At 52.0% G+C, this 19,043-nt stretch carries 24 protein-coding genes and 1 pseudogene; 9 read left to right on the top strand and 16 right to left on the bottom strand.

The annotated features are described in order from the left end of the window. Nucleotides 1-15 precede the first annotated feature (15 nt). From hflD to rluE, 4 genes are read right to left on the bottom strand one after another with little or no spacing between them, the layout of a single operon-like run. Nucleotides 16-657: a high frequency lysogenization protein HflD gene (gene hflD, locus NR302_RS07845; protein WP_061716917.1), complete on the bottom strand. Its 642-nt coding sequence runs from the start codon at nt 655-657 to the stop codon at nt 16-18. A 36-nt stretch (nt 658-693) separates the two neighbouring features. Next, nucleotides 694-1,806, bottom strand: coding sequence for a tRNA 2-thiouridine(34) synthase MnmA (mnmA, locus tag NR302_RS07850; RefSeq protein WP_154194718.1), 1,113 nt, complete (start codon nt 1,804-1,806; stop codon nt 694-696). A gap of 42 nt (nt 1,807-1,848) precedes the next feature. After that, the gene (locus NR302_RS07855) at nt 1,849-2,322 is read right to left on the bottom strand and encodes an NUDIX domain-containing protein (protein ID WP_061716915.1); all 474 of its coding nucleotides are present in this window, start codon (nt 2,320-2,322) and stop codon (nt 1,849-1,851) included. 30 nt (nt 2,323-2,352) lie between these two features. After that, nucleotides 2,353-2,991 (bottom strand): 23S rRNA pseudouridine(2457) synthase RluE, encoded by a 639-nt coding sequence (gene rluE, locus NR302_RS07860; RefSeq protein ID WP_374990640.1) that lies wholly within the window; start codon nt 2,989-2,991, stop codon nt 2,353-2,355. 131 nt (nt 2,992-3,122) lie between these two features. On the opposite strand from rluE, the gene icd reads away from it, so the two are divergent. Then, nucleotides 3,123-4,373 (top strand): NADP-dependent isocitrate dehydrogenase, encoded by a 1,251-nt coding sequence (gene icd, locus NR302_RS07865; protein ID WP_008108175.1) that lies wholly within the window; start codon nt 3,123-3,125, stop codon nt 4,371-4,373. An 84-nt stretch (nt 4,374-4,457) separates the two neighbouring features. Here icd and NR302_RS07870 read toward each other — a convergent pair whose 3' ends face one another. From NR302_RS07870 to NR302_RS07895, 6 genes and pseudogenes are all read right to left on the bottom strand, one after another. Then, nucleotides 4,458-5,870, bottom strand: coding sequence for a hypothetical protein (locus tag NR302_RS07870; RefSeq protein ID WP_258144947.1), 1,413 nt, complete (start codon nt 5,868-5,870; stop codon nt 4,458-4,460). Then, on the bottom strand, nt 5,863-6,777 hold the full coding sequence (locus tag NR302_RS07875; protein WP_154152634.1) for a glycosyltransferase family 2 protein: 915 nt from the start codon (nt 6,775-6,777) through the stop codon (nt 5,863-5,865). Before NR302_RS07875 ends, NR302_RS07870 begins: the two co-directional genes overlap by 8 nt. A gap of 1 nt (nt 6,778) precedes the next feature. Next, a pseudogene (locus tag NR302_RS07880) lies at nt 6,779-7,132 on the bottom strand (GtrA family protein); the annotation flags it as partial. Between the two features lie 176 nt (nt 7,133-7,308). Next, nucleotides 7,309-8,565, bottom strand: a complete 1,257-nt coding sequence (locus NR302_RS07885) for a mechanosensitive ion channel family protein (protein WP_061716806.1) — start codon at nt 8,563-8,565, stop codon at nt 7,309-7,311. 99 nt (nt 8,566-8,664) lie between these two features. After that, nucleotides 8,665-9,060: a type II toxin-antitoxin system HicB family antitoxin gene (locus tag NR302_RS07890; protein WP_154152625.1), complete on the bottom strand. Its 396-nt coding sequence runs from the start codon at nt 9,058-9,060 to the stop codon at nt 8,665-8,667. A gap of 40 nt (nt 9,061-9,100) precedes the next feature. Then, entirely contained in the window at nt 9,101-9,283 is a 183-nt protein-coding gene (locus tag NR302_RS07895; RefSeq protein WP_036649445.1) for a type II toxin-antitoxin system HicA family toxin, read from the bottom strand. A 270-nt stretch (nt 9,284-9,553) separates the two neighbouring features. Between NR302_RS07895 and NR302_RS07900 the strand changes: the two genes are divergently transcribed. Next, a complete protein-coding gene (locus NR302_RS07900; RefSeq protein ID WP_008108184.1) occupies nt 9,554-9,751 on the top strand; it encodes a DUF6404 family protein in 198 nt (65 codons plus the stop codon). Nucleotides 9,752-9,852: 101 nt separating this feature from the next. Next, nucleotides 9,853-10,047, top strand: coding sequence for a hypothetical protein (locus NR302_RS07905; RefSeq protein WP_258144948.1), 195 nt, complete (start codon nt 9,853-9,855; stop codon nt 10,045-10,047). Nucleotides 10,048-10,075: 28 nt separating this feature from the next. Here NR302_RS07905 and NR302_RS07910 read toward each other — a convergent pair whose 3' ends face one another. The 3 genes from NR302_RS07910 to NR302_RS07920 form a co-directional block, all read right to left on the bottom strand. Continuing rightward, entirely contained in the window at nt 10,076-10,324 is a 249-nt protein-coding gene (locus NR302_RS07910) for a CsbD family protein (RefSeq protein ID WP_007891510.1), read from the bottom strand. Nucleotides 10,325-10,472: 148 nt separating this feature from the next. Further along, nucleotides 10,473-11,024, bottom strand: a complete 552-nt coding sequence (locus NR302_RS07915; RefSeq protein ID WP_258144949.1) for a hypothetical protein — start codon at nt 11,022-11,024, stop codon at nt 10,473-10,475. 61 nt (nt 11,025-11,085) lie between these two features. Further along, entirely contained in the window at nt 11,086-11,415 is a 330-nt protein-coding gene (locus tag NR302_RS07920; RefSeq protein WP_008108186.1) for a hypothetical protein, read from the bottom strand. A 199-nt stretch (nt 11,416-11,614) separates the two neighbouring features. Here NR302_RS07920 and NR302_RS07925 point away from each other — a divergent pair, with 199 nt between their 5' ends. Next, nucleotides 11,615-11,794: a hypothetical protein gene (locus NR302_RS07925; protein WP_008108187.1), complete on the top strand. Its 180-nt coding sequence runs from the start codon at nt 11,615-11,617 to the stop codon at nt 11,792-11,794. Between the two features lie 129 nt (nt 11,795-11,923). Then, entirely contained in the window at nt 11,924-12,307 is a 384-nt protein-coding gene (locus tag NR302_RS07930) for a hypothetical protein (RefSeq protein ID WP_008108188.1), read from the top strand. A gap of 1 nt (nt 12,308) precedes the next feature. On the opposite strand, the gene NR302_RS07935 is transcribed toward NR302_RS07930, so the two are convergent. After that, nucleotides 12,309-12,983 (bottom strand): MBL fold metallo-hydrolase, encoded by a 675-nt coding sequence (locus NR302_RS07935; RefSeq protein ID WP_008108190.1) that lies wholly within the window; start codon nt 12,981-12,983, stop codon nt 12,309-12,311. A 23-nt stretch (nt 12,984-13,006) separates the two neighbouring features. Next, nucleotides 13,007-13,930 carry a muramoyltetrapeptide carboxypeptidase gene (gene ldcA, locus NR302_RS07940; RefSeq protein WP_258144950.1) on the bottom strand — a complete coding sequence of 308 codons (924 nt, stop codon included), beginning with the start codon at nt 13,928-13,930 and terminating at the stop codon, nt 13,007-13,009. 181 nt (nt 13,931-14,111) lie between these two features. On the opposite strand from ldcA, the gene emtA reads away from it, so the two are divergent. Further along, nucleotides 14,112-14,723, top strand: a complete 612-nt coding sequence (emtA, locus tag NR302_RS07945; protein WP_258145169.1) for a membrane-bound lytic murein transglycosylase EmtA — start codon at nt 14,112-14,114, stop codon at nt 14,721-14,723. A gap of 104 nt (nt 14,724-14,827) precedes the next feature. Here emtA and NR302_RS07950 read toward each other — a convergent pair whose 3' ends face one another. Further along, complete coding sequence (locus NR302_RS07950) at nt 14,828-15,778, bottom strand: sugar-binding transcriptional regulator (protein ID WP_061716794.1); 951 nt, start codon at nt 15,776-15,778, stop codon at nt 14,828-14,830. A gap of 183 nt (nt 15,779-15,961) precedes the next feature. Between NR302_RS07950 and NR302_RS07955 the strand changes: the two genes are divergently transcribed. From NR302_RS07955 to NR302_RS07965, 3 genes are read left to right on the top strand one after another with little or no spacing between them, the layout of a single operon-like run. Continuing rightward, the gene (locus NR302_RS07955; RefSeq protein WP_008108193.1) at nt 15,962-16,903 is read left to right on the top strand and encodes a D-ribose ABC transporter substrate-binding protein; all 942 of its coding nucleotides are present in this window, start codon (nt 15,962-15,964) and stop codon (nt 16,901-16,903) included. Between the two features lie 13 nt (nt 16,904-16,916). Further along, the gene (locus NR302_RS07960) at nt 16,917-17,528 is read left to right on the top strand and encodes a DUF2291 family protein (RefSeq protein ID WP_258144951.1); all 612 of its coding nucleotides are present in this window, start codon (nt 16,917-16,919) and stop codon (nt 17,526-17,528) included. Continuing rightward, nucleotides 17,528-19,042, top strand: coding sequence for a sugar ABC transporter ATP-binding protein (locus NR302_RS07965; RefSeq protein ID WP_258145170.1), 1,515 nt, complete (start codon nt 17,528-17,530; stop codon nt 19,040-19,042). Before NR302_RS07960 ends, NR302_RS07965 begins: the two co-directional genes overlap by 1 nt. Nucleotide 19,043: the final 1 nt, after the last annotated feature.

A 19,043-nucleotide genomic window follows, 5' to 3' on the forward strand; every position in this document is an offset into this window, starting at 1 on the left:
ATGCCGGGGCGGCGCTTAATACGCCGGGCCCAGGCGGGATAAAATGGTTTTGGCTTCGCTCAGCAAGCGCTGGCGCGAGAACATCAGCTGCAGTCGGCCACCGCCAACCTGCTGCCATAACACCGCAGAGCGAATGCCGGCCAGCAGGGCGGCGCGCACTTTACTCTGCACTTGTGAATTCTGTAATACCTGCGGCGAACCGGTCACCTGAATGCGCGGGCCCAGCGGGCTAATCACATCGACATAAATGCCAGCCATCGCGCTGGTGATGGTGTCTGATTCCAGTTCGTAATGCGCCAGCTGGCGATCAAGCTGGCCGATGCGCTGTGCCAGCGTGTTCATCGCGGCTTTATTGCCGTGCAGTTTACGCTCCAGCACCATCATGCTTAAGGTGTAGCGCGTCAGCTCTGCGCTGGCGCCCTGACGATTGCTGCTGTTCAGCACCGCCATCAAGGTCTCTAATCCAACCTTCAAATTGGCTTCGTCGTTGCCAAACACCGCCAGCGTTGAACCGGGATTGAGATCGATCAGGCTGCGCAGCGACACGTTCAGTGCCGCGTTATTGCAATGTCCCTGCTGCGCGAGCTGTTGCACCACATGGGCGGCCTGACATACGCCCGCCAGCGCCAGTGTAATCTCATAATAGTTCTTAGCCACGCTTAACTCCTGTCATCGCGTCGGGCAGCGCCGACCTTAGGCTTCTGCCAGAGGCAGGCGTTGTTCGATAATGCCGCCGCCGAGGCACACTTCACCGAGATAAAACACGGCAGATTGGCCTGGCGTGACGGCCGCAACCGGCTCGTCAAAACGGACTTCAATACGGTCGTCGCCGTGCGGAATGATTTCACACGGAATGTCGGTCTGACGATAGCGGGTTTTCACCGTGCAGCGCAGCGAGGCGGTAATCGGCTGGCGATCGACCCAATGTAGCTGTTGGGCAATCAACCCCACAGACATCAGGCGCGGATGCTCGCCGCCTTGCGCCACGATTAGACGATTGCGCGCCACATCTTTGTCGACCACATACCAGGGATCGTCGTTGCTCTCTTTACGACCGCCAATGCCCAGGCCTTTACGCTGGCCGAGCGTGTGATACATCAAGCCCTGATGTTCACCGACGATTTCACCGTCAACGGTTTCGATTTCGCCCGGCTGCGCAGGCAGATAGCGGCCAAGGAAGTCACGGAACTTGCGCTCGCCGATAAAGCAGATGCCGGTGGAATCTTTCTTCTTCGCGGTGATCAGGTCCAGCTGCTCAGCGATGCGGCGTACTTCCGGCTTATCCAGTTCGCCAACCGGGAACAGGCTTTGCGCGATCTGCTGGTGGCTGAGCGTGTAGAGGAAATAGCTCTGATCTTTGTTGCCGTCGAGTCCGCGCAGCAGGCGGCTTTGACCGTCCACATCCTGACGGCGCACGTAGTGGCCGGTGGCGATGAAATCTGCGCCGAGATCGTCCGCCGCGAATTCGAGGAAGGCTTTGAACTTGATCTCTTTGTTGCACAGGATGTCGGGATTCGGCGTGCGACCCGCTTTGTACTCTTCCAGGAAGTGCTCGAACACGTTATCCCAGTACTCAGCGGCGAAGTTGATTTTGTGCAGTTTGATGCCGAGTTTGTCACACACGGCTTGTGCGTCAGCCAGATCATCGGCGGCGGTGCAATACTCCTCGCCATCGTCTTCCTCCCAGTTCTTCATGAACAGGCCTTCAACCTGGTAGCCCTGCTGCTGCAGTAACCAGGCGGAAACGGAAGAATCGACGCCGCCGGACATTCCGACGATCACTTTTTTCTGGCTGTTGTCAGACATGACGCACTCTTAAATTACGATAAAAACAGGCGGCGCATTCTATCATGCAGAAGCGGGGCGCGCACCCTCATGAAACGGCCACTGGAACGGCGCGACCAGATGCAGCGGATAACGCTCGCCTTGTTGCCACAGCCGCACGCTCTCTGCCACTAACGGTGAACGCAGGCGATTCGCCGTCAGAATCTGCTCTGGCGGCAACCACCAGCAGCAATCGATGTCGCGGTCGTGCGGCGAGGTTTCGACTTTTTCGGCCAGATCGAGGCCAAACAGGAAACGCACAAAAGGTGTATCGTCTGGGGCAATCCACTGCTGCACACCGAGGAAATATTCGGGATGGGCGTCGATGCCGGTCTCTTCAAACAATTCACGCTGCGCGGCTTCGAGCAGGGTTTCATTGGCCTCAAGATGTCCGGCGGGCTGATTCCAGGTAATACGACCGTGCACACGCTCTTCAACCACCAGCAAATGTCCCTGTGCCTGCACAATGCAGGCGACCGTTACATGAGGTTTAAACATCCTTCCTCCGAAATTGTTAACTAAAAGTTATTAAATGGCTGCGCTGATATCGCGCCATTCACCCGGCGCTAAATCGCCTAGCTGATGTTCGCCCATCGCAAAGCGAATCAGGCGCAATGTCGGAAAACCGATGTGGGCCGTCATGCGGCGCACCTGGCGATTTCGGCCCTCAAACAGGGTGATTTTCAACCAACTGGTGGGGATCGCTTTGCGTTCACGAATCGGCGGCTGGCGCGGCCACAGCCATTCTGGCTCGTCCACTAACTCAATGCCTGCCGGCAACGTTGGGCCGTCGTTGAGCGTCACGCCGTTGCGTAACAGGGATAAATCTGATTCCTGCGGCACGCCTTCCACCTGCACAAAATAGTCCTTTCCGGTGCGCTTGCCAGGCTGCGTCAGCGCGGCTTGCAGCGCGCCATCGTTGGTCAAAACCATCAATCCTTCGCTATCGCGATCGAGGCGGCCTGCGGCGTACACGTCGCCTATCGGCACAAAATCTTTCAGCGTGCGGCGTCCGGCTTCGTCACTGAATTGCGGCAAAACATCGAAGGGTTTGTTAAAGAGTATGACGCGTCTTGGGCCTTTCGGACGGGTATCACGGCGCACGGGCTTACGTGTTGGGGCGTTCGCACGCTTATCCTGGTGAATTCGTTGAGAAGTTTTTCGCATGGGCTTTGCAGTCAGAAACATTCGGCGCATTATAGCGCGAAACTACGGTGATTGGCGTAGCGGAAATAATCAAGTAGTATTGACCCGCATCTTACAAATCATTAACAAAAAATCGCTCGAAGGAGAGGTTGATGGAAAGCAAAGTAGTTGTTCCGGCGGAAGGTCAAAAAATCACCCTGGCTCAGGGAAAACTTACAGTTCCGAATAACCCGATTATTCCTTACATTGAAGGTGACGGTATCGGTGTTGATGTTTCCCCGGTAATGTTGAAAGTGGTTGATGCCGCTGTGAAGAAAGCCTACAACGGCGAGCGTAAAATTTCCTGGATGGAAATTTATACTGGTGAAAAATCAGTAGAACTTTACGGCCAGGACGTCTGGCTGCCGCAGGAAACCCTCGATTTAATCAAAGAATATCGCGTTGCCATCAAAGGCCCACTGACTACGCCAGTTGGCGGCGGTATTCGTTCTCTGAACGTTGCGCTGCGTCAGGAGCTGGATCTGTACGTGTGTCTGCGTCCGGTTCGCTACTACAAAGGCACGCCAAGCCCGGTTAAACGCCCTGAAGAAACCGACATGGTGATCTTCCGTGAAAACTCAGAAGATATCTATGCCGGTATCGAGTGGAAAGCGGGCACGCCAGAAGCGGATAAAGTGATCAAGTTCCTGCGCGAAGAGATGGGCGTGAAGAAAATTCGCTTCCCTGAGCAGTGCGGTATCGGCGTTAAGCCATGCTCGGAAGAGGGTACCAAACGTCTGGTGCGCGCAGCAGTTGAATACACCATCACCAACGATCGTGATTCTCTGACCCTGGTTCACAAAGGCAACATCATGAAGTTCACCGAAGGTTCTTTCAAAGACTGGGGCTACCAGTTAGTGAAAGAAGAGTTCGGCGGCGAGCTGATCGATGGCGGTCCGTGGATGAAGTTCAAGAACCCGAACACCGGTAAAGAGATCATTGTTAAAGACGTGATCGCGGATGCCTTCCTGCAGCAGATCCTGTTGCGTCCAGCTGAATACGACGTGATCGCCTGTATGAACCTGAACGGTGACTACATCTCTGATGCCCTGGCGGCACAGGTTGGCGGTATCGGTATCGCACCAGGCGCAAACATCGGTGACGAATGTGCTCTGTTCGAAGCGACACACGGTACAGCACCTAAGTATGCAGGTCAGGATAAAGTGAACCCAGGTTCAGTGATTCTGTCGGCAGAAATGATGTTGCGTCACCTTGAGTGGTTCGAAGCGGCTGACTTAATCGTTAAAGGTGTTGAAGGCGCTATCGCTAACAAAACCGTGACCTACGATTTCGAACGTCTGATGGATGGCGCTAAACTGCTGAAATGTTCAGAGTTTGGTGACGCGATCATCAACAACATGTAATTTGCCACTCAGGCAGAAAGCATAACGGGAGCCAATGGCTCCCGTTTTTTTGCTTCAAAATGAGCAACTATTACAGCTAAAAATTTATTTCATTGCCAGTACGGATTGAGCATCAATAATAATGCACTTGCCTGGGCAGTTGTCGTTTCCGGTGATCACTGGCGATTCCGGAAGAGTGAAATTCATACCTGCTTCTTTCTTTACGGTGTATGCCATACCAGCAAATGTCCACGGCATGCCTAAAGATAAAGAACCAAACTCATCATATTTCGATGATTTTGCAATTTTTGGCAAATTCTCAGTATTTAATCGGTAGTAAAGAGTGCCATCGAAATCTTTTGGCACCACTTTAGTGATTTCGGCCTGTAAAAGTGCATACTCTTTTTGCTGAGGCGAAGAAAACCCCTCTTTAATTTTGCTGGCTGCAAGCCATCCTGCAGCGACAGGCAGCAATAGATAAATGATTCCTGAGTATTTTATTTTATCGATAATAAAGAATAGCCCGATAAGGAAGCAAGAAGTGGTAATCAGCGAGAGCGCGCTGATAGTACGGTAAGCCGCCCAACTCTCTGTCACCAGCAAGTTTGGTGTCACTGCTGCAGCAGCGAAGAGGAAAGATAAAAATACTTTTTCTTTGCCATTCTCGCTAATGTTTTTCAATCCGATAAAGATAAAACCCAACGATATAATGATCGAGAGTGCTTTTCTGCCGGTGTCAAAATTACAGATGGCATTTTTTAATGGTTCTACAAAGAACCATTTAATCTTTCCTATAAGATCAATGGTGATGTTACTTCTTGAAAGTGTCTCGCCGAATAACAGGAGCGGAATGGCTTTAGCTAATACTAATGCCATCAGCATACCAAAGAAAATCATTGCAAAAGTACGAATGAGTTCCTTTTTTTTAATTTTGCGGGAAGTCAGGCAAGTGTCCATAAATGCAAAAAAAAGGAAACACATTGCAGTGGGTTGATAAATAGCGAAGGAGAACGTGATCAGCAATGCTGATAACATAATCCCTGAAATGCCGCGCAATGTAGTTAGTGCTGAGTAACTCAATCCAGCAAGAATAATAGAGGTGACAAAAGGAAAACATACTGACCACGAGTTGAATACCTGGAAAGAGGGCAGCAAACAGATCGTTAATGAGAATATCAATCTCTGAAGAGTATTTTTGAGAATATTTCTATCAGAGATAAATTTGTAAAAGTAACAGCTTAGTATGATAAGAGAAGAAACGGATAGCAGTCTTAACAGTATTAACGAGTCCACGCTGGATATAAAGAATGAGAGTAAATAGCGCAAACCGCCGTAGGCCGGCCTTCCTGAAAGAATATCCCATTTAAAAATGCTGACTGGATCAGTCTGAGAGCTGAACAGATAGTACCAATCATCCGAAAAAGCATAGCTCGAGAGAAAAACAGGGCTATAACTGGCGAGCAAGGCCACGGCTAATAAAAAATAAATTTTAAAGTTATTGCAGACTATATTAGTCATTTGATTCCTTTTTTATATATCGAGGTCTGTGTTTGGTTTCAATATAGATCCTGCCAATATATTCACCTAATACACCTATTCCTATCAACTGAATGCCACCTAGAAAGAGTATTGAAACCAGTAGTGACGGATATCCGGCAACAGGATTTCCCCATATTATTTTATCAATAATCATCCATGCGCCATAAACGAACGACAAGAACGCGACAAAAAAACCAATATAGGTCCACACTCTGAGCGGAAATGTTGAAAAGCTGGTAAGCCCTTCAAGAGCCAGATTCCAAAGTCGCCATCCATTAAATTTTGCCTCTCCGGCAATGCGCGCTGGGCGGCTATATTCAACGATGGCAGAATCACCTTCCACCCAACTCAGAAGACCTTTCATAAACAGATTGCGTTCCTGCAATTGCTTAATGTTTTCGACAGTTGCACGAGAAAGTAAACGAAAGTCGCCAACATTTTCTTCTAATTTTGGTGAGCTAATTTTATTGTGTAACTTGTAAAACCATGCAGCAGTTTTTCGCTTAAAACGACTATCGCTACGCCTATCATTGCGCTTGGCCAACACAATCGGCCAGCCTTCTTGCCATTTATTTATCAGCAAAGGAATGACTTCAATGGGATCCTGAAGATCAACATCAACCGGAATGACTGCATCACCACTAGAATGTTCAAGTCCAGCGAGCAGCGCGGCTTCTTTACCAAAGTTACGAATAAAATTGATGACTAATACAGATTCGTCATTATTCTGAATCGATTTAATAATCTGCTCTGTGCTATCAGTACTGCCATCATTGATAAAGATGATTTCAAGATTGTAAGAAGAAAGTTTTTCTTTAACGGTCCGGTAAAAAATAGGTATTGCATCTTCTTCGTTGAAGACTGGCACCACCAGAGAAATTTTCATTTTTCCCCCTAAAAACAATAAAGTTTGAATAGATGAAGCCGAATATCAAACTTATTATGGAAAATGAGATAAGCGTAATAATCGGATTAATATGCGTATGATCGGCGAAACTGCCAATACCTGCGGCCATCATGCCCATAAAAGCAACAAAGATGACATAGCGGAAAGTTGTCGCTTCGGCTTTAAACGTCCAGCGTGCGTTAGCAAAAAATGAAAATGTTACGGCGACAATGAAAGCCAACAGATTCGCCAGCCACTGGCGGATATTCAGAGAATACAGGGCTGCAAACACCATCCAATGGATCAAGGTGTTAATGATGCCTACTGATAAAAAACGTGAGAATAATTTCAACATAGTGAAATGTTAGCCATGAGGACATCATTATTTTAAAAATAGTGGGGAATTTTACATGGAGGCTCACAACAAATAAAGTTGTAAAATCATCGTTCTCACCAACATGTCATTAGATAAAGCCACTGGCTTACGAACATTAAAGAAACGGGAGCCAGTGGCTCCCGTTTTTTATTGCGTCAATCGACTGGCTGCTCATTGGACTTTGCCATCTGAGCTCGCTCCTGCGACAGCCGCCAGAAATCACTACCGCCCGGCTGCTGATACATCCGCAGCGAGAAGTGGCCGACAATCGCGTAGATATACTCAAAAATGGCCGATTGAGAATCCTCGTAATCCACCCAAAGTACCGACGAAGTAAAGCAATAAACCTCCACCGGCAAGCCCTCGGGTGAAGGCTTCATGGCGCGTACCACGATATACATATCTTTCTTGATATCGTCACGCTGCGACAGCCACGCCGTCAGGTACTTACGAAACACCGTCAGATTGGTGATGCCGTTTTCGGCAAACCAGCGTTCGCCCACCGCATTGCTGTCGCGGCCATCCATCAGCGCCGAGAGTTGCTCACTGACACCGCGAATTTGGCTCATCTGCTGCACCATATCGTGATCGAGAAAACGAATCGACATCTGATCAAGATGGAAACTGCGCATAATGCGGCGCGCGCCGGAGGAGAACATCGCCTGCCAGTTGGTGTAGGTTTCGGTGAGGAAGTTTTTGGTCGGGATGCGCGACAGCGTATTGTCCCAATTGCGAATGGTGATGGTATGCAGCGCGATATCGATCACTTCGCCACTAATGCCATTGTCAGGCATCTCAATCCAGTCACCGAGTTGCAACACATCGTTAGAGGACACCTGAATATTGGCCACCAGCGACATCAGCGTATGCTGGAACACCAACATTAACACCGCCGCTACCGCACCCAAACTGGAGATAATAATCACCGGTGATTTATTCGACATAATCGCCAGAATCATGATCGCCGAAATAATATGCACCAGAATCTTGCCGACCTGGATATAACCCTTGATTGAGTGATTCTTACGTTTGGCTTTTTTCGAATAGGAGTTATTAACGATCTCCAGCACTTCGGTAAAGAACAGTGATAAATAGACGAAGAACAGAATGCCGCAGATAGTCTTTATCGCAATCAACAGATGCTCTGGTAAATCTGGCATAAACTGCAGCAGATAATAGACCGTGATCACCGGGATAAAGTTAGAGAGCTTCTCCGACAGCCTGACGTCCTTATCCAGCGGCACCTGATTCTTGTGCGTGCTGAAGAACACCTTCCTGACCACCTTCACAATAAAGAATTTACAGATCAGATGGGCGATCATGCCGGCAAACATCAGTAACACCAGGCTAAACGCGGCCGACAGCACCGTGTTGCCCTCAATAAAACTTTGTATCTTGCTTAAATAATTCATTTCAACCACATGCCGGACAGTGTTGGCGGGAATTCAAACATAAACGCGACGAAGGCGATATGCGACGCGTGCGCAAAGGCGTTGTTGCGCCGTGACACGTTAAGAGTGTGATAACGCTTTACGCGCGGCTTCAGCGAGAAAGTGGCTGCGGCTGTTATAGCGCGCATCATTCCCCACGGCCTGATCTATCTTCTCAATCAACAAGTTCGGCATAGTGATGTTGATGCGCTCAGATTTACCTAGATAGCGCGTAATATCGATCTCAACATAAATCCAAATTCCTGTCTGGCTAAAATCGGTGATCCAATTCTGCGAAGGTTCGGGAATGAGCATGCTTTTCTCTGCCATTAATTCAAAATGCGCACTCAGCGCAGACTGGGCATCGTAAAGGGTGTGCTCTGGCGTATCTCCAGCAAAGTAGCAGCCGGTTACGTCAGGGAAGAAACCGCTGGCAGAGCCATCAACATCAATTTCAACAAAGGCGGGATACAACATAATTTTCACCTGTGGCTGAGTTTAGTAGGGCGTTATCGCGCTATTTAAGTTTGGCGTCCTTCAAAATCTGCATCAGCGTTCCTGTTTTTAGGTCCTTTCGCGGGTGCGGAACGGTGATGAGATAACTGAAATCAGGATGGGAGAACTGATGATGACTGCCTTTGATTCTTTCAAGACTCCATCCGGTGTTCACCAGCATTTTAATTAGCTCAGAGCTTTTCATCGCCATCCCTGTCATCAAATTATACACACGATACACACCTGTGCAATCGTCCTACCTTGCCTATGGCGTGCTTAACCGCGCTTAAGTTAACCTGATGACGTCAAAGTTGCGGCAGAGCTAAATTGCAATATGTGCAGCGTATTCCTATCACTTTGCGTTGCTTTACAATTCACTTCATGGAAGTTTGAATCAGTTAACATTTACGTGCTGATGGCAGTGTGAATTAAAGACTAAACCGCTATCTTCAGCGTTTACGATTCAGGAGGTGGTATGCAAGGTGTAATCAAGTTCGTCAAAGGCTGGCTGATTTTTTCCCTGTTGTGGGGCATTTTTATGTGGTTTGTTTCGTGGCAGGCGCAGGGCAAAGAGATCGGCATGGTGATCGTGATGAGCTTGTATGCGGGATTAATTTATCAGGCGCTGATGACCATGGTTGCGCGCTATAAAGCACGGCGCGCGCAAGTTTAGTTATACATAACTGACTACACAGCTTTGCGGAAAGTTGACGCTGATTTGCACTTATTCGGGCAATCTGAGCCGACAAATCTCAGCTTGCTGGTAAGAAAACGATGGGAAAGAAGGTTATCGTTGCATGGTTTTTTCTGCTGCTGTCCATGGCGGCTTGCGCCCAGCCCTCAGGCTTAATAACGCTCACCATGCAGCACGATCTTCATTTGAAGATGGAAAACAGCACTGCAGATGTGGCTGAAACGCCGGATGAGCATATTCAGGAACGCGTTGAGGATGTTGGACATCGCCAATAAATTGGGGCCTTAAGGCCCCATTTACAGATTACTTACGTCCGAGCAGAAAACCGACAATCACACCAATGCTTGCTGCAACTGCCAGGCCGGTCGCGGGATTATCGCGTACCGATTTCACCACACAATCCGCTGCATCCTGAACCGCATAGCTAGCCTGAGCCGGATAACGACGCGCCGCACCTTTGGCTTGCTGACGGCGTGAACCGGTGAATTCGCCAAATTTTTCCTGAACGGCACCTGCCGCTTCATTCAATTTTGCTTCCGCTTTGTCACTCATAATTACTCCCTGATCGTGGTGAATGTCTTGTAAAGCGTAGTCAGAGAAACTGCAGGCAGCAAATGACGCAGCGGTAAAGGTTGTAACAGCAGTTTGCAGTAAGCAAAAATTCTGCGCGCAGCAGAAAGGCGGGACGCAATAGTCTGAACTAAGGCTTTCCGCGATAAGCCGGATACCAGCTCACAAGGAAGTGACGCAGATGATCAAAACACCATTCGGCATCGTCGGCCTGCTGGCAGTAATAGCGCAAGGTCACTTTTTCATAGCGCATGTGGCGCTGCTGCAGCGGTGACCAACCCCAATCCAACACGGCACGCGCATAATTGATCAGCGTGCCGCTCTGCATATTGTGCTGCTTCTCTTGTCGGCTGAGGTAGATTTCAAACGCCTGATCGAGGCTTTGTGTTTCATCCGTGTTAAAGCCTGCAGTCGTCGGACGAAATGCCACATCGATAAAGCCGCACACGCCGTCGTCACGCTGCTGCCAGTCGCAGGCCAGCGTCATAAACAAGCCCTCCTGCAAATTGACCTCTTCCAGTAGGCGCCGCATATTTTCGGAATGTTTACCGGCGGTGATCTCATCAATACGATCGGTTTCCAGCGTCAGGTCGAATCCACAAGGATTCACCGAGCCATCCGCATTAGTACTGGCCGGGAAGGGGAAATCGATATAACCGTTGTTATCCAGACTCTTTTCCATCAGGCAGGTCCGCAGCGTGAGATGGTCAGACAATAAACCATCTCGCACTGCGACGCACGGCTTATGGGCACGTCCAGGTGATCATGGTGTTCTGATAGGGATTGATCAGGCGGAACTGTTTATCAGACAGCCGTTGCGCGTAGAAGCCTTCTGCGGTGATGGCCGAAGGCACGTACTGAAAGCGATCGGTGGAGTGCAGCGTACCGCTTTGCACCTTCACGCCGTCGCGCGAGACGGCGAAGGCGTTCACCAAATCAAAGATGCGCGCCTGCGTATTGCCCATCGATTGTCCATAAATCGTCGACACTTCGCCCGGACAGTCGACACCTTTCGGTGCGGAACTGCAGCCAGCTAAAACTAAAAGGGTGAGTACAACCGTGATTCGCCACATGAGCACCTGCTTCATTCCCTGGTTTGCAATGGCACGCCAATGCGTACTGATAAGTGGATCATAGCAGGTCTGGCGCTGCTTCCCATTTGTCATTTGTATAATCGTTAAGCGGAAGGAATGTTAAGGGGTGACTTTACTAGCAGAGAAACGGTATTCTTGCCAGCGTTGCGCACCGGGTAAGCAAAACAAGGGTAAATTAATGAAAGAAGAAGAAGCGAGTTTAATGATTCTTCAGCACGCGATCGACAAATTAGAAGCCGACAAAAAGAAGCAGGTAATGAACTGCGTAGCGGCCATTCAGGAAGTGATGCAGCGTTTTGAAGCCGAAGAGGCCGGGCTGGCATTGATGTTGGTCGCGGCGCAAGTGGCTGCTGAGTAGTTCCTACTCCTGCGAAATCTCGCCACGTTTGATGTACCAGGCTTTGCTGCTGTTAGATAACGTTCATGGAATGCAGTAGTAAAGCCAATCACTCCACGAAATCATCATTTAACCTCAGCGGAGAACCCAATGAAGGCGATAGTTATGGCCGTTGGCGTGCTGGCTTGTCAGATTGCGCCCGCCTGGAGCGAAACCGAATATCAAATTACCTGTCCCGGCCGTCCCACCATGACGGTATCGCGTGCCGAGTATGGTTTGAGTACCTTAATGTGGCCGACGCGCCACTTCCAGATTGCTGCTGGTCAGCAGCGCACCAGCCTGAAAGGCGGGGACAAAGTTGCCATCACCCGTTTTCGTAATGGCGATCAGTTAATCGTGAATAAAAATAACGATGAAACCTTCTTCGTCTACGCCAACAGCAACAAGCTGTTGCCCTGCAGCCGTACCGATAAGCGCGATGCACAGATTTTGTCGCTGGAACGCTACGACGACAGTGCCCGCCCAAATTCGTGAGTTAATAACCCTGTTTGATCAGTTGCCGTTGGCGCAAATCCAGCGGTGATTGTTCCGCCTCATCGATGGCTGCCAGCCAGCTCTGCAAATTCACTTTGGCCCACGACAGATGTCCACGCGTGGTGCTCATCAAAACCACATCGGGACGCAATGAGCGATAAAGCTCCAGCGACTGCTGCAGTTCGGTGGGATTACTGTCTGGCATCAGCACGCTGATCCAGCGATTGTAGTCGCGGGTCAGCGTATCGCCGACAAACAGGTAAGTCTGGCCGAGCGGCGAGTGATAGAGGTAGCTACTGCTGCCAGGCGTATGTCCGGGCGTCGGCAACAGGTGGAAATCGCCGAAGTGCGTCTCTTGTTGGGTAAAGGTTTCGTCAGGCTCAATCACTAAACTAACCGGTCCCAGCGAACGACTGTGGCAATAGAGCGCGCTATTAAAGCGCTGTTGAATGGCGATCGCGCCCGGCGCAGCTTCATGCCAGTGGGTCAAATAGTGGCGAATGACGCCGCCGGCATCGTTGAGGAACTCATGGTCGAGTGGATGCTCCACGCGACCAATCAATAAATTGCCGCGTGGGTGGCACAGCATAAAGCCATGCATCATTAGATCACTCGCCGTCTCTTCGGCGGGGAATTCTGGCGTGGAGATCCACAAGTCGTCGTACAGTGGCTTCATTGTCGGTCTCCTGCGGCAAAACGTTAGCGCAATGTCGGGTGGCCGGTGAAGGCGAACTGTGCTTCTCCATTCTCAATCTGCAACGTGGCGCTGGCACCCAGCGGCAGCGTCACGGTATCAGCATCGTGTCCAAAAGCCAGATCGCTAATCACCGGAATCTGAAACTCATCACGGATGCGCTGCCACACGGTGGCAAAATCAAAACCGTTGTCATACGCCGACAGCGATGTGCTGGTGAAGCTGCCGGTAATAATCGCTTGCTGGCGCGACAAAATGCCACTCTGCTGCAGCTGAATCAGCATGCGCTCGATGCGGAACGGATGTTCGTTCACATCTTCGATCACCAGAATCCCGCCTTCGATTTGCGGCATCCATGGCGTACCAATCAGCGAGCAAATCATCGCTAAATTGCCGCCCCACAAGGTGCCTTGCCAGCGGCCATGATCCGGGCTTGTGCTCGGCCAGCTTAGATTGACTGTAGGTGATGTTAGCGTTTGCCAAAAGTGCGACTCGGTAAAATCAGATAATGTCTCTGCACCAAAGTTACCGGCCAGCATCGGACCGCTAAAGGTAATCAGGCCGATTTGCGCCAGCAACGCCAGCTGCAGCGCGGTGAAATCGCTGTGACCGCACAGCGCCACCGGTTGATTGAGCAATCGACGTTGCAGACCAACATAATCGATCTTATCCAGCAAGCGTGAAGCGCCATAGCCGCCACGCACCGCAAGCACGATATCAGGCAGCGCCTCCAGCGTAGCCAGCGCATTGATATCATTCAGCCGCTGCGCATCATCGCCAGCAAAGCGTTGAAAGCGGCGGGTGATAGCGGAGAGATTCTCAAGATGATGGCCTACGGCCTGTAAACGATGCACCGCGCGCTGGGCGGCGTCCTGATTGTGGCAATAACCGGAAGGGGCGATAAGACGTAGCGTGCGGGGAGTAACCATAACTTCCATCCTGCTGTAGAGTGGCCTGCCGATGATGACGAAATGCGTTATCGAAGTCACGGTAGCATAAGGTTTTTTACCGATTTAGGATAAACGGTAATTTTGCATCGCGCTGCGCCAGGTATGATAGCTTGCGCCAACCCTATTGCGGAACCAAAAATCAGTGAAAATTCGCCTACTTATGCTTTCTGCACTGCTGCTTGCTGGCTGTTCAAGCGAGCCGGAAAAACCGGCACTGCCCGAGAAGAATACGCCGTTGACCCAGGCACCGCCGTCGAAAGTGAATGATGCATGGTCAATGTTTACCGAAGATGCCGCCAGTCATTATGGCGTTGATGAGAAGTTAATCAGCGCCATTATTAGTGTCGAATCCGGAGGCAATCCCACTGTGGTGAGCCGTTCCAATGCTGTCGGTCTGATGCAAATTAAGGCCTCAACTGCAGGCCGCGAAGTTTATCGCACTCAGGGCCGTCATGGTCAGCCATCCTCTTCCGAGCTGCGCGATCCGGCGAAGAACATTGATATCGGCGCCGCCTACCTGAAAATTTTGCAGGACTCTGCATTAGCCGGGATTCGTGATCCGCTGACGCTGCGTTACGCCACCATTGTCTCCTATGCCAACGGCGCGGGCGCCTTGCTGCGCACCTTCTCGCGTGACCGCGACCGTGCTATTGCGATGATCAACTCCATGACGCCGGACGAGTTCTACCAGTACGTACAGAACAAACATCCGGCGGCGCAGGCCCCGCGTTATCTGTGGAAAGTCACCACCGCCTACCGCACCATCGGTTGAAGTAGGGTCGCCATTCATGGCGACCTTGCCAATAACCGCACCATCATGGCGACCTTATTCACAACCGCAGCATTCATGGCGACCTTGCCAATAACCGCACCAAACTAACCCTCCACCAACAATCTCGCCGTAGGATAATCCACAATCAGCACCTGCACATAACCGCCGCGCAACGCCCCGCGAATCGCCTGCGCTTTCTCTTTGCCGCCCGCTAACGCCACCACCTGCGGACAGCGTTTAACCTGCGCCAGCTCCATGCCAATCACCGGATCTTCCTCTGCACTCAGCACCGGCTGACCATCGGCGTCAAAATAGTGCAGGCAGATATCGCCCACCGCGCCGCGTTCGGCCAGCGTTTGCAACATTTCACCGTCGTAATAGTTGCCGGAGTTGCGTAGCAGGGCGGAAGGCTCGAGATCGCCGATGCCGACAATCGCCAGATCCACCTGATCAAACTTTTCCAGTACCACCGCAACATCGGGATTAACCGACAAACGCTGGCGATCCTGCACCGAATGCTCAATCGACTGCGACGGCAGCAGCCACGCCGGACAATCCAGCAGCGCCGCCAGATTCTGCGTCAGAATCGTGGCCTGCACATTGCCGTTGGCGCCCACGCCGCCCAGTAGCTGAATCACGCCTTTGCACGGCGCGCTGAGCGGATGCAGCGCATCCACCATCGCGCGAATGGTGCCGCTCCAGGATGAAATGCCGATCAGCTCATCGGCGCGCACCCGCGTTTCCAGATAGTGCGCGGCAGCGGAACCGATCGCCTGTTTGATCTGCAACGCCGACGCCTGATCCGGCACATCCACCACAATCACCTGCGGCAGTTGATACAGCTGCTCAATGGCTTTTTCCAGCTCAGGGAACACATTGGCCGGCGGCACCACGCTGATCTTCACCACACCTTCTTTCACGCTGCGATTGAGGATGCGCGACACAAAGGATTGCGACAGCTTCAGCAGCTGCGCAATGTCGGACTGCTTCCTGCCTTCCACATAATAAAGCGTGGCGATTTTCACCATCAGCCGCTGTTCATCCTGTTTTGCCATGGTTTTTTCTCTCTCTTAACCTGCCTGGTATTGTTAATCAGCCTGTCATAAATAACAACGCAGAACATTTTGTGATCGTTTTCGCTTTTTGAGGATCGGGCAATGGACGTGCTCAGAAAGCCAGCGCATAGTCATTATGCATATAAAATCGCAATTGAATATATATTCAATCGGAGATAACAAATGAAAGCCTCTGTCCTCAAAGTCTCTCTACTTGCTTCAATCATGATGATCTCAGCGGCGTCGCTGGCGGCGGATAAGGGATTGCTGGCCATCATTACGCCATCGCATGACAACCCGTTCTTTAAAGCGGAAGCCGATGGCGCGCAGGAAAAAGCCAAAGCGCTCGGTTACACCACGCTGGTGGCCTCACACGATGATGACGTGAATAAGCAAAACCAGCTGATCGAAACCGCCATCGCGCGCAAAGCCAAAGCCATCATCCTCGATAACGCCGGTGCGGATGCCACGGTTGGCCCAGTGCAAAAAGCCAAAGATGCCGGCATTCCTACCTTCCTGATTGACCGCGAAATCAACAAAACCGGCATCGCCGTGGCGCAAATCGTCTCCAACAACTATCAGGGCGCACAGCTCGGTGCCGAGAAATTCGCCAAGCTGCTGAACGGCAAAGGGGATTACGTCGAGCTGCTGGGCAAAGAGTCGGATACCAATGCGGGCGTGCGTTCGCAGGGCTATCACGACGTGCTGGATGATTATCCCGATCTGAAAATGGTGGCACAGCAGAGTGCCAACTGGAGCCAAACCGAAGCCTTCAGCCGCATGGAAACCATCCTGCAGAAGAACCCGAATATCGTTGGCGTGATCTCCGGCAACGACACCATGGCGCTTGGTGCGGAAGCGGCGCTGAAAGCGGCGGGCAAAACCAATGTGATTGTGGTCGGCTTCGACGGCAGCGATTACACCCGCGACTCCATCCTCAATAAAGGCAACATCAAAGCCACCGTGCTGCAGCCGGGTTGGGATCAGGCGCAGATGGCCGTTGAGCAGGTGGATTACTACCTGAAGAACGGCAAAGCGCAGAAAGAGGAGAAGCAGCTGATGGATTGCGTGCTGATTGACGACAGCAACGCCTCGAAGCTGAAAACCTTCAAGCTGGCGCAATAACATGGAGGTCGGCATGAAGGGGAAAGCGCTGAGCGGCATGCTGGTGGCGCTGCTGACGCTGATGTTAGCCGCCTGCACCGTGGTGGATCTGGATGCCGACGGCAAACCCATCATGCCGAAAGATCCCAACGCCAAACCGGGCTACAGCGATCAAACGCCGCAGCAGATCGCGGAGTCAAGCTGGGCCAGCCGCGTGCAGCAGCCCGCTGAGAAGCAGGCGCTGAGCTGGGCAGATATGGAAACCAAAAGCCATACCGTCAAAGCCGGCGGCAGCGAAAGCGTGTTTGTGCGTGCAGCGGGCACTGTGACGGCGTTTGACAACAGCAACGATCGGGAACGCAGCCTCACCATGACCATCAACGGCAAGCCGGTGAAAGTGTTGATTGGTCCGGTGCTGCGCGGCAACGCCATCCGCGATGCGGCCGGTTTCCGCTTTGAAGAGTTCACCAATCAGGTGCAATACGCGCAACTGACCAAAGCACTGAATCGCCATGCGGTGAAACAGCTGCCAGCGGTGGATGCCAGCTGGGTGGGCAAACCGGCGCAGGCGCTGCTTGCCGTCAGCATGGGCGCAGGCACGGTGGATGATGTGGTGGCGATTGAGCTGCAGCAGGGGAATCCATGATGAGCGACGAGATCATTCTGCAGGCCAATCAGATGTCGATGCTGTTTCCCGGCACCTTAGCGCTGGATCGTGTGGATTACCGCGTGTGGCGCGGCAAAGTCAACGTCATCATCGGCGAGAACGGCGCGGGGAAATCGACGCTAATGAAGATCCTCGCCGGGGTGCAGCAGCCGACCAGCGGAGAAATGTTCCTCAACGGCAACAAAGTGGCGTTTCACAGCACGCGAGACGCCGCGCGCCACGGCATCGGCATGGTGCATCAGGAACTCAATCTGTTTGAAAACCTCAGCGTGGCGGAGAATATTTTCCTCGGCCGCGAAATTCAGAGCGGCATTCGGCCCATCAATGAAGTCGAGCAGAAACGCCGCACCGCCGCGCTGATGCAGCGCCTCGATCAGCCTATTTCACCAGATGAGAAGGTTGGCAGCCTGAAGGTCGGACAGCAGCAACTGGTCGAGATCGCCAAAGCACTGGCGGAGGACGCCGACATTTTGATCCTCGATGAACCGACCTCGGCGCTGAGCAAAACCGAAGTGGAGATCCTGTTTCGGGTGATCCGCGAACTGACGCGCCAGGGCGTTTCCATCATCTATATCTCGCATCGGCTCGAAGAGCTGATGGCGATTGGCGATGTGATCACCATTCTGCGCGACGGGCGTTTTCAGGCCGAAGCGCAGGTCAGCGATATCGACGTGCCGTGGATCGTACGCGAAATGCTGGGTAGCGAACCGGTGGGCACCTTTCTGCCGCCGGACCGCCAGTTTGGTGCGCCGGTGCTGGAAGCCGAACACATCACCTGCGTCAGCCCGAACGGCAACACGTTGGTGGATGACGTCAGCTTCCAGGTGCGTTCCGGAGAGATCGTCGGCATTTACGGATTGATGGGCGCGGGGCGCACCGAGCTGTTTGAGTGTTTGCTTGGCACGCAGCGTAACTATCTCGGCAAGCTGTGGCTCGACAGCAAACCGTTGCCGACGCGTCTGCCGACCGCAGAACGCATCCGTATGGGCATGAGTCTGGTGCCGGAAGATCGCAAACGCTCGGGCATTTTTCCCATCTCATCGGTGGCGAGCAATCTCACCATCGCCAGCCTGTGGCAGCGTCTGTCGCATCGCACGGTGATTTCAGAGCAGGCGGAACGCGAAGTGGTGACCAGCACCGTCGGCAATCTGGCGATCAAAATCTCTTCGCCGGATGTCGCCATCAGCGCGCTGAGCGGCGGCAATCAGCAAAAGGTGGTGATTGGCCGTTCGCTGCTGACCAATCCGCGCTTGCTGCTGTTGGATGAACCAAGCCGTGGCATTGACGTGGGTGCGAAAGGCGAAGTGTTCCGCATGATGGTGAAGCTGTCCGAGCAGGGCATTGCGGTGGTGTTCTCCACCTCTGATTTGAAAGAGATCATGGCCGTTGCCGATCGCATCATTGTGATGTCCGGCGGCAAATTGACTGCTGACCTGCCGCGTGCTGAAGCGGAAGAGGCGGCGCTGGTTAAAGCAAGCGCACAAGGGTTCTGAT

Source organism: Pantoea sp. SOD02, from assembly GCF_024707505.1.
GTDB lineage: Bacteria > Pseudomonadota > Gammaproteobacteria > Enterobacterales > Enterobacteriaceae > Pantoea > Pantoea symbiotica.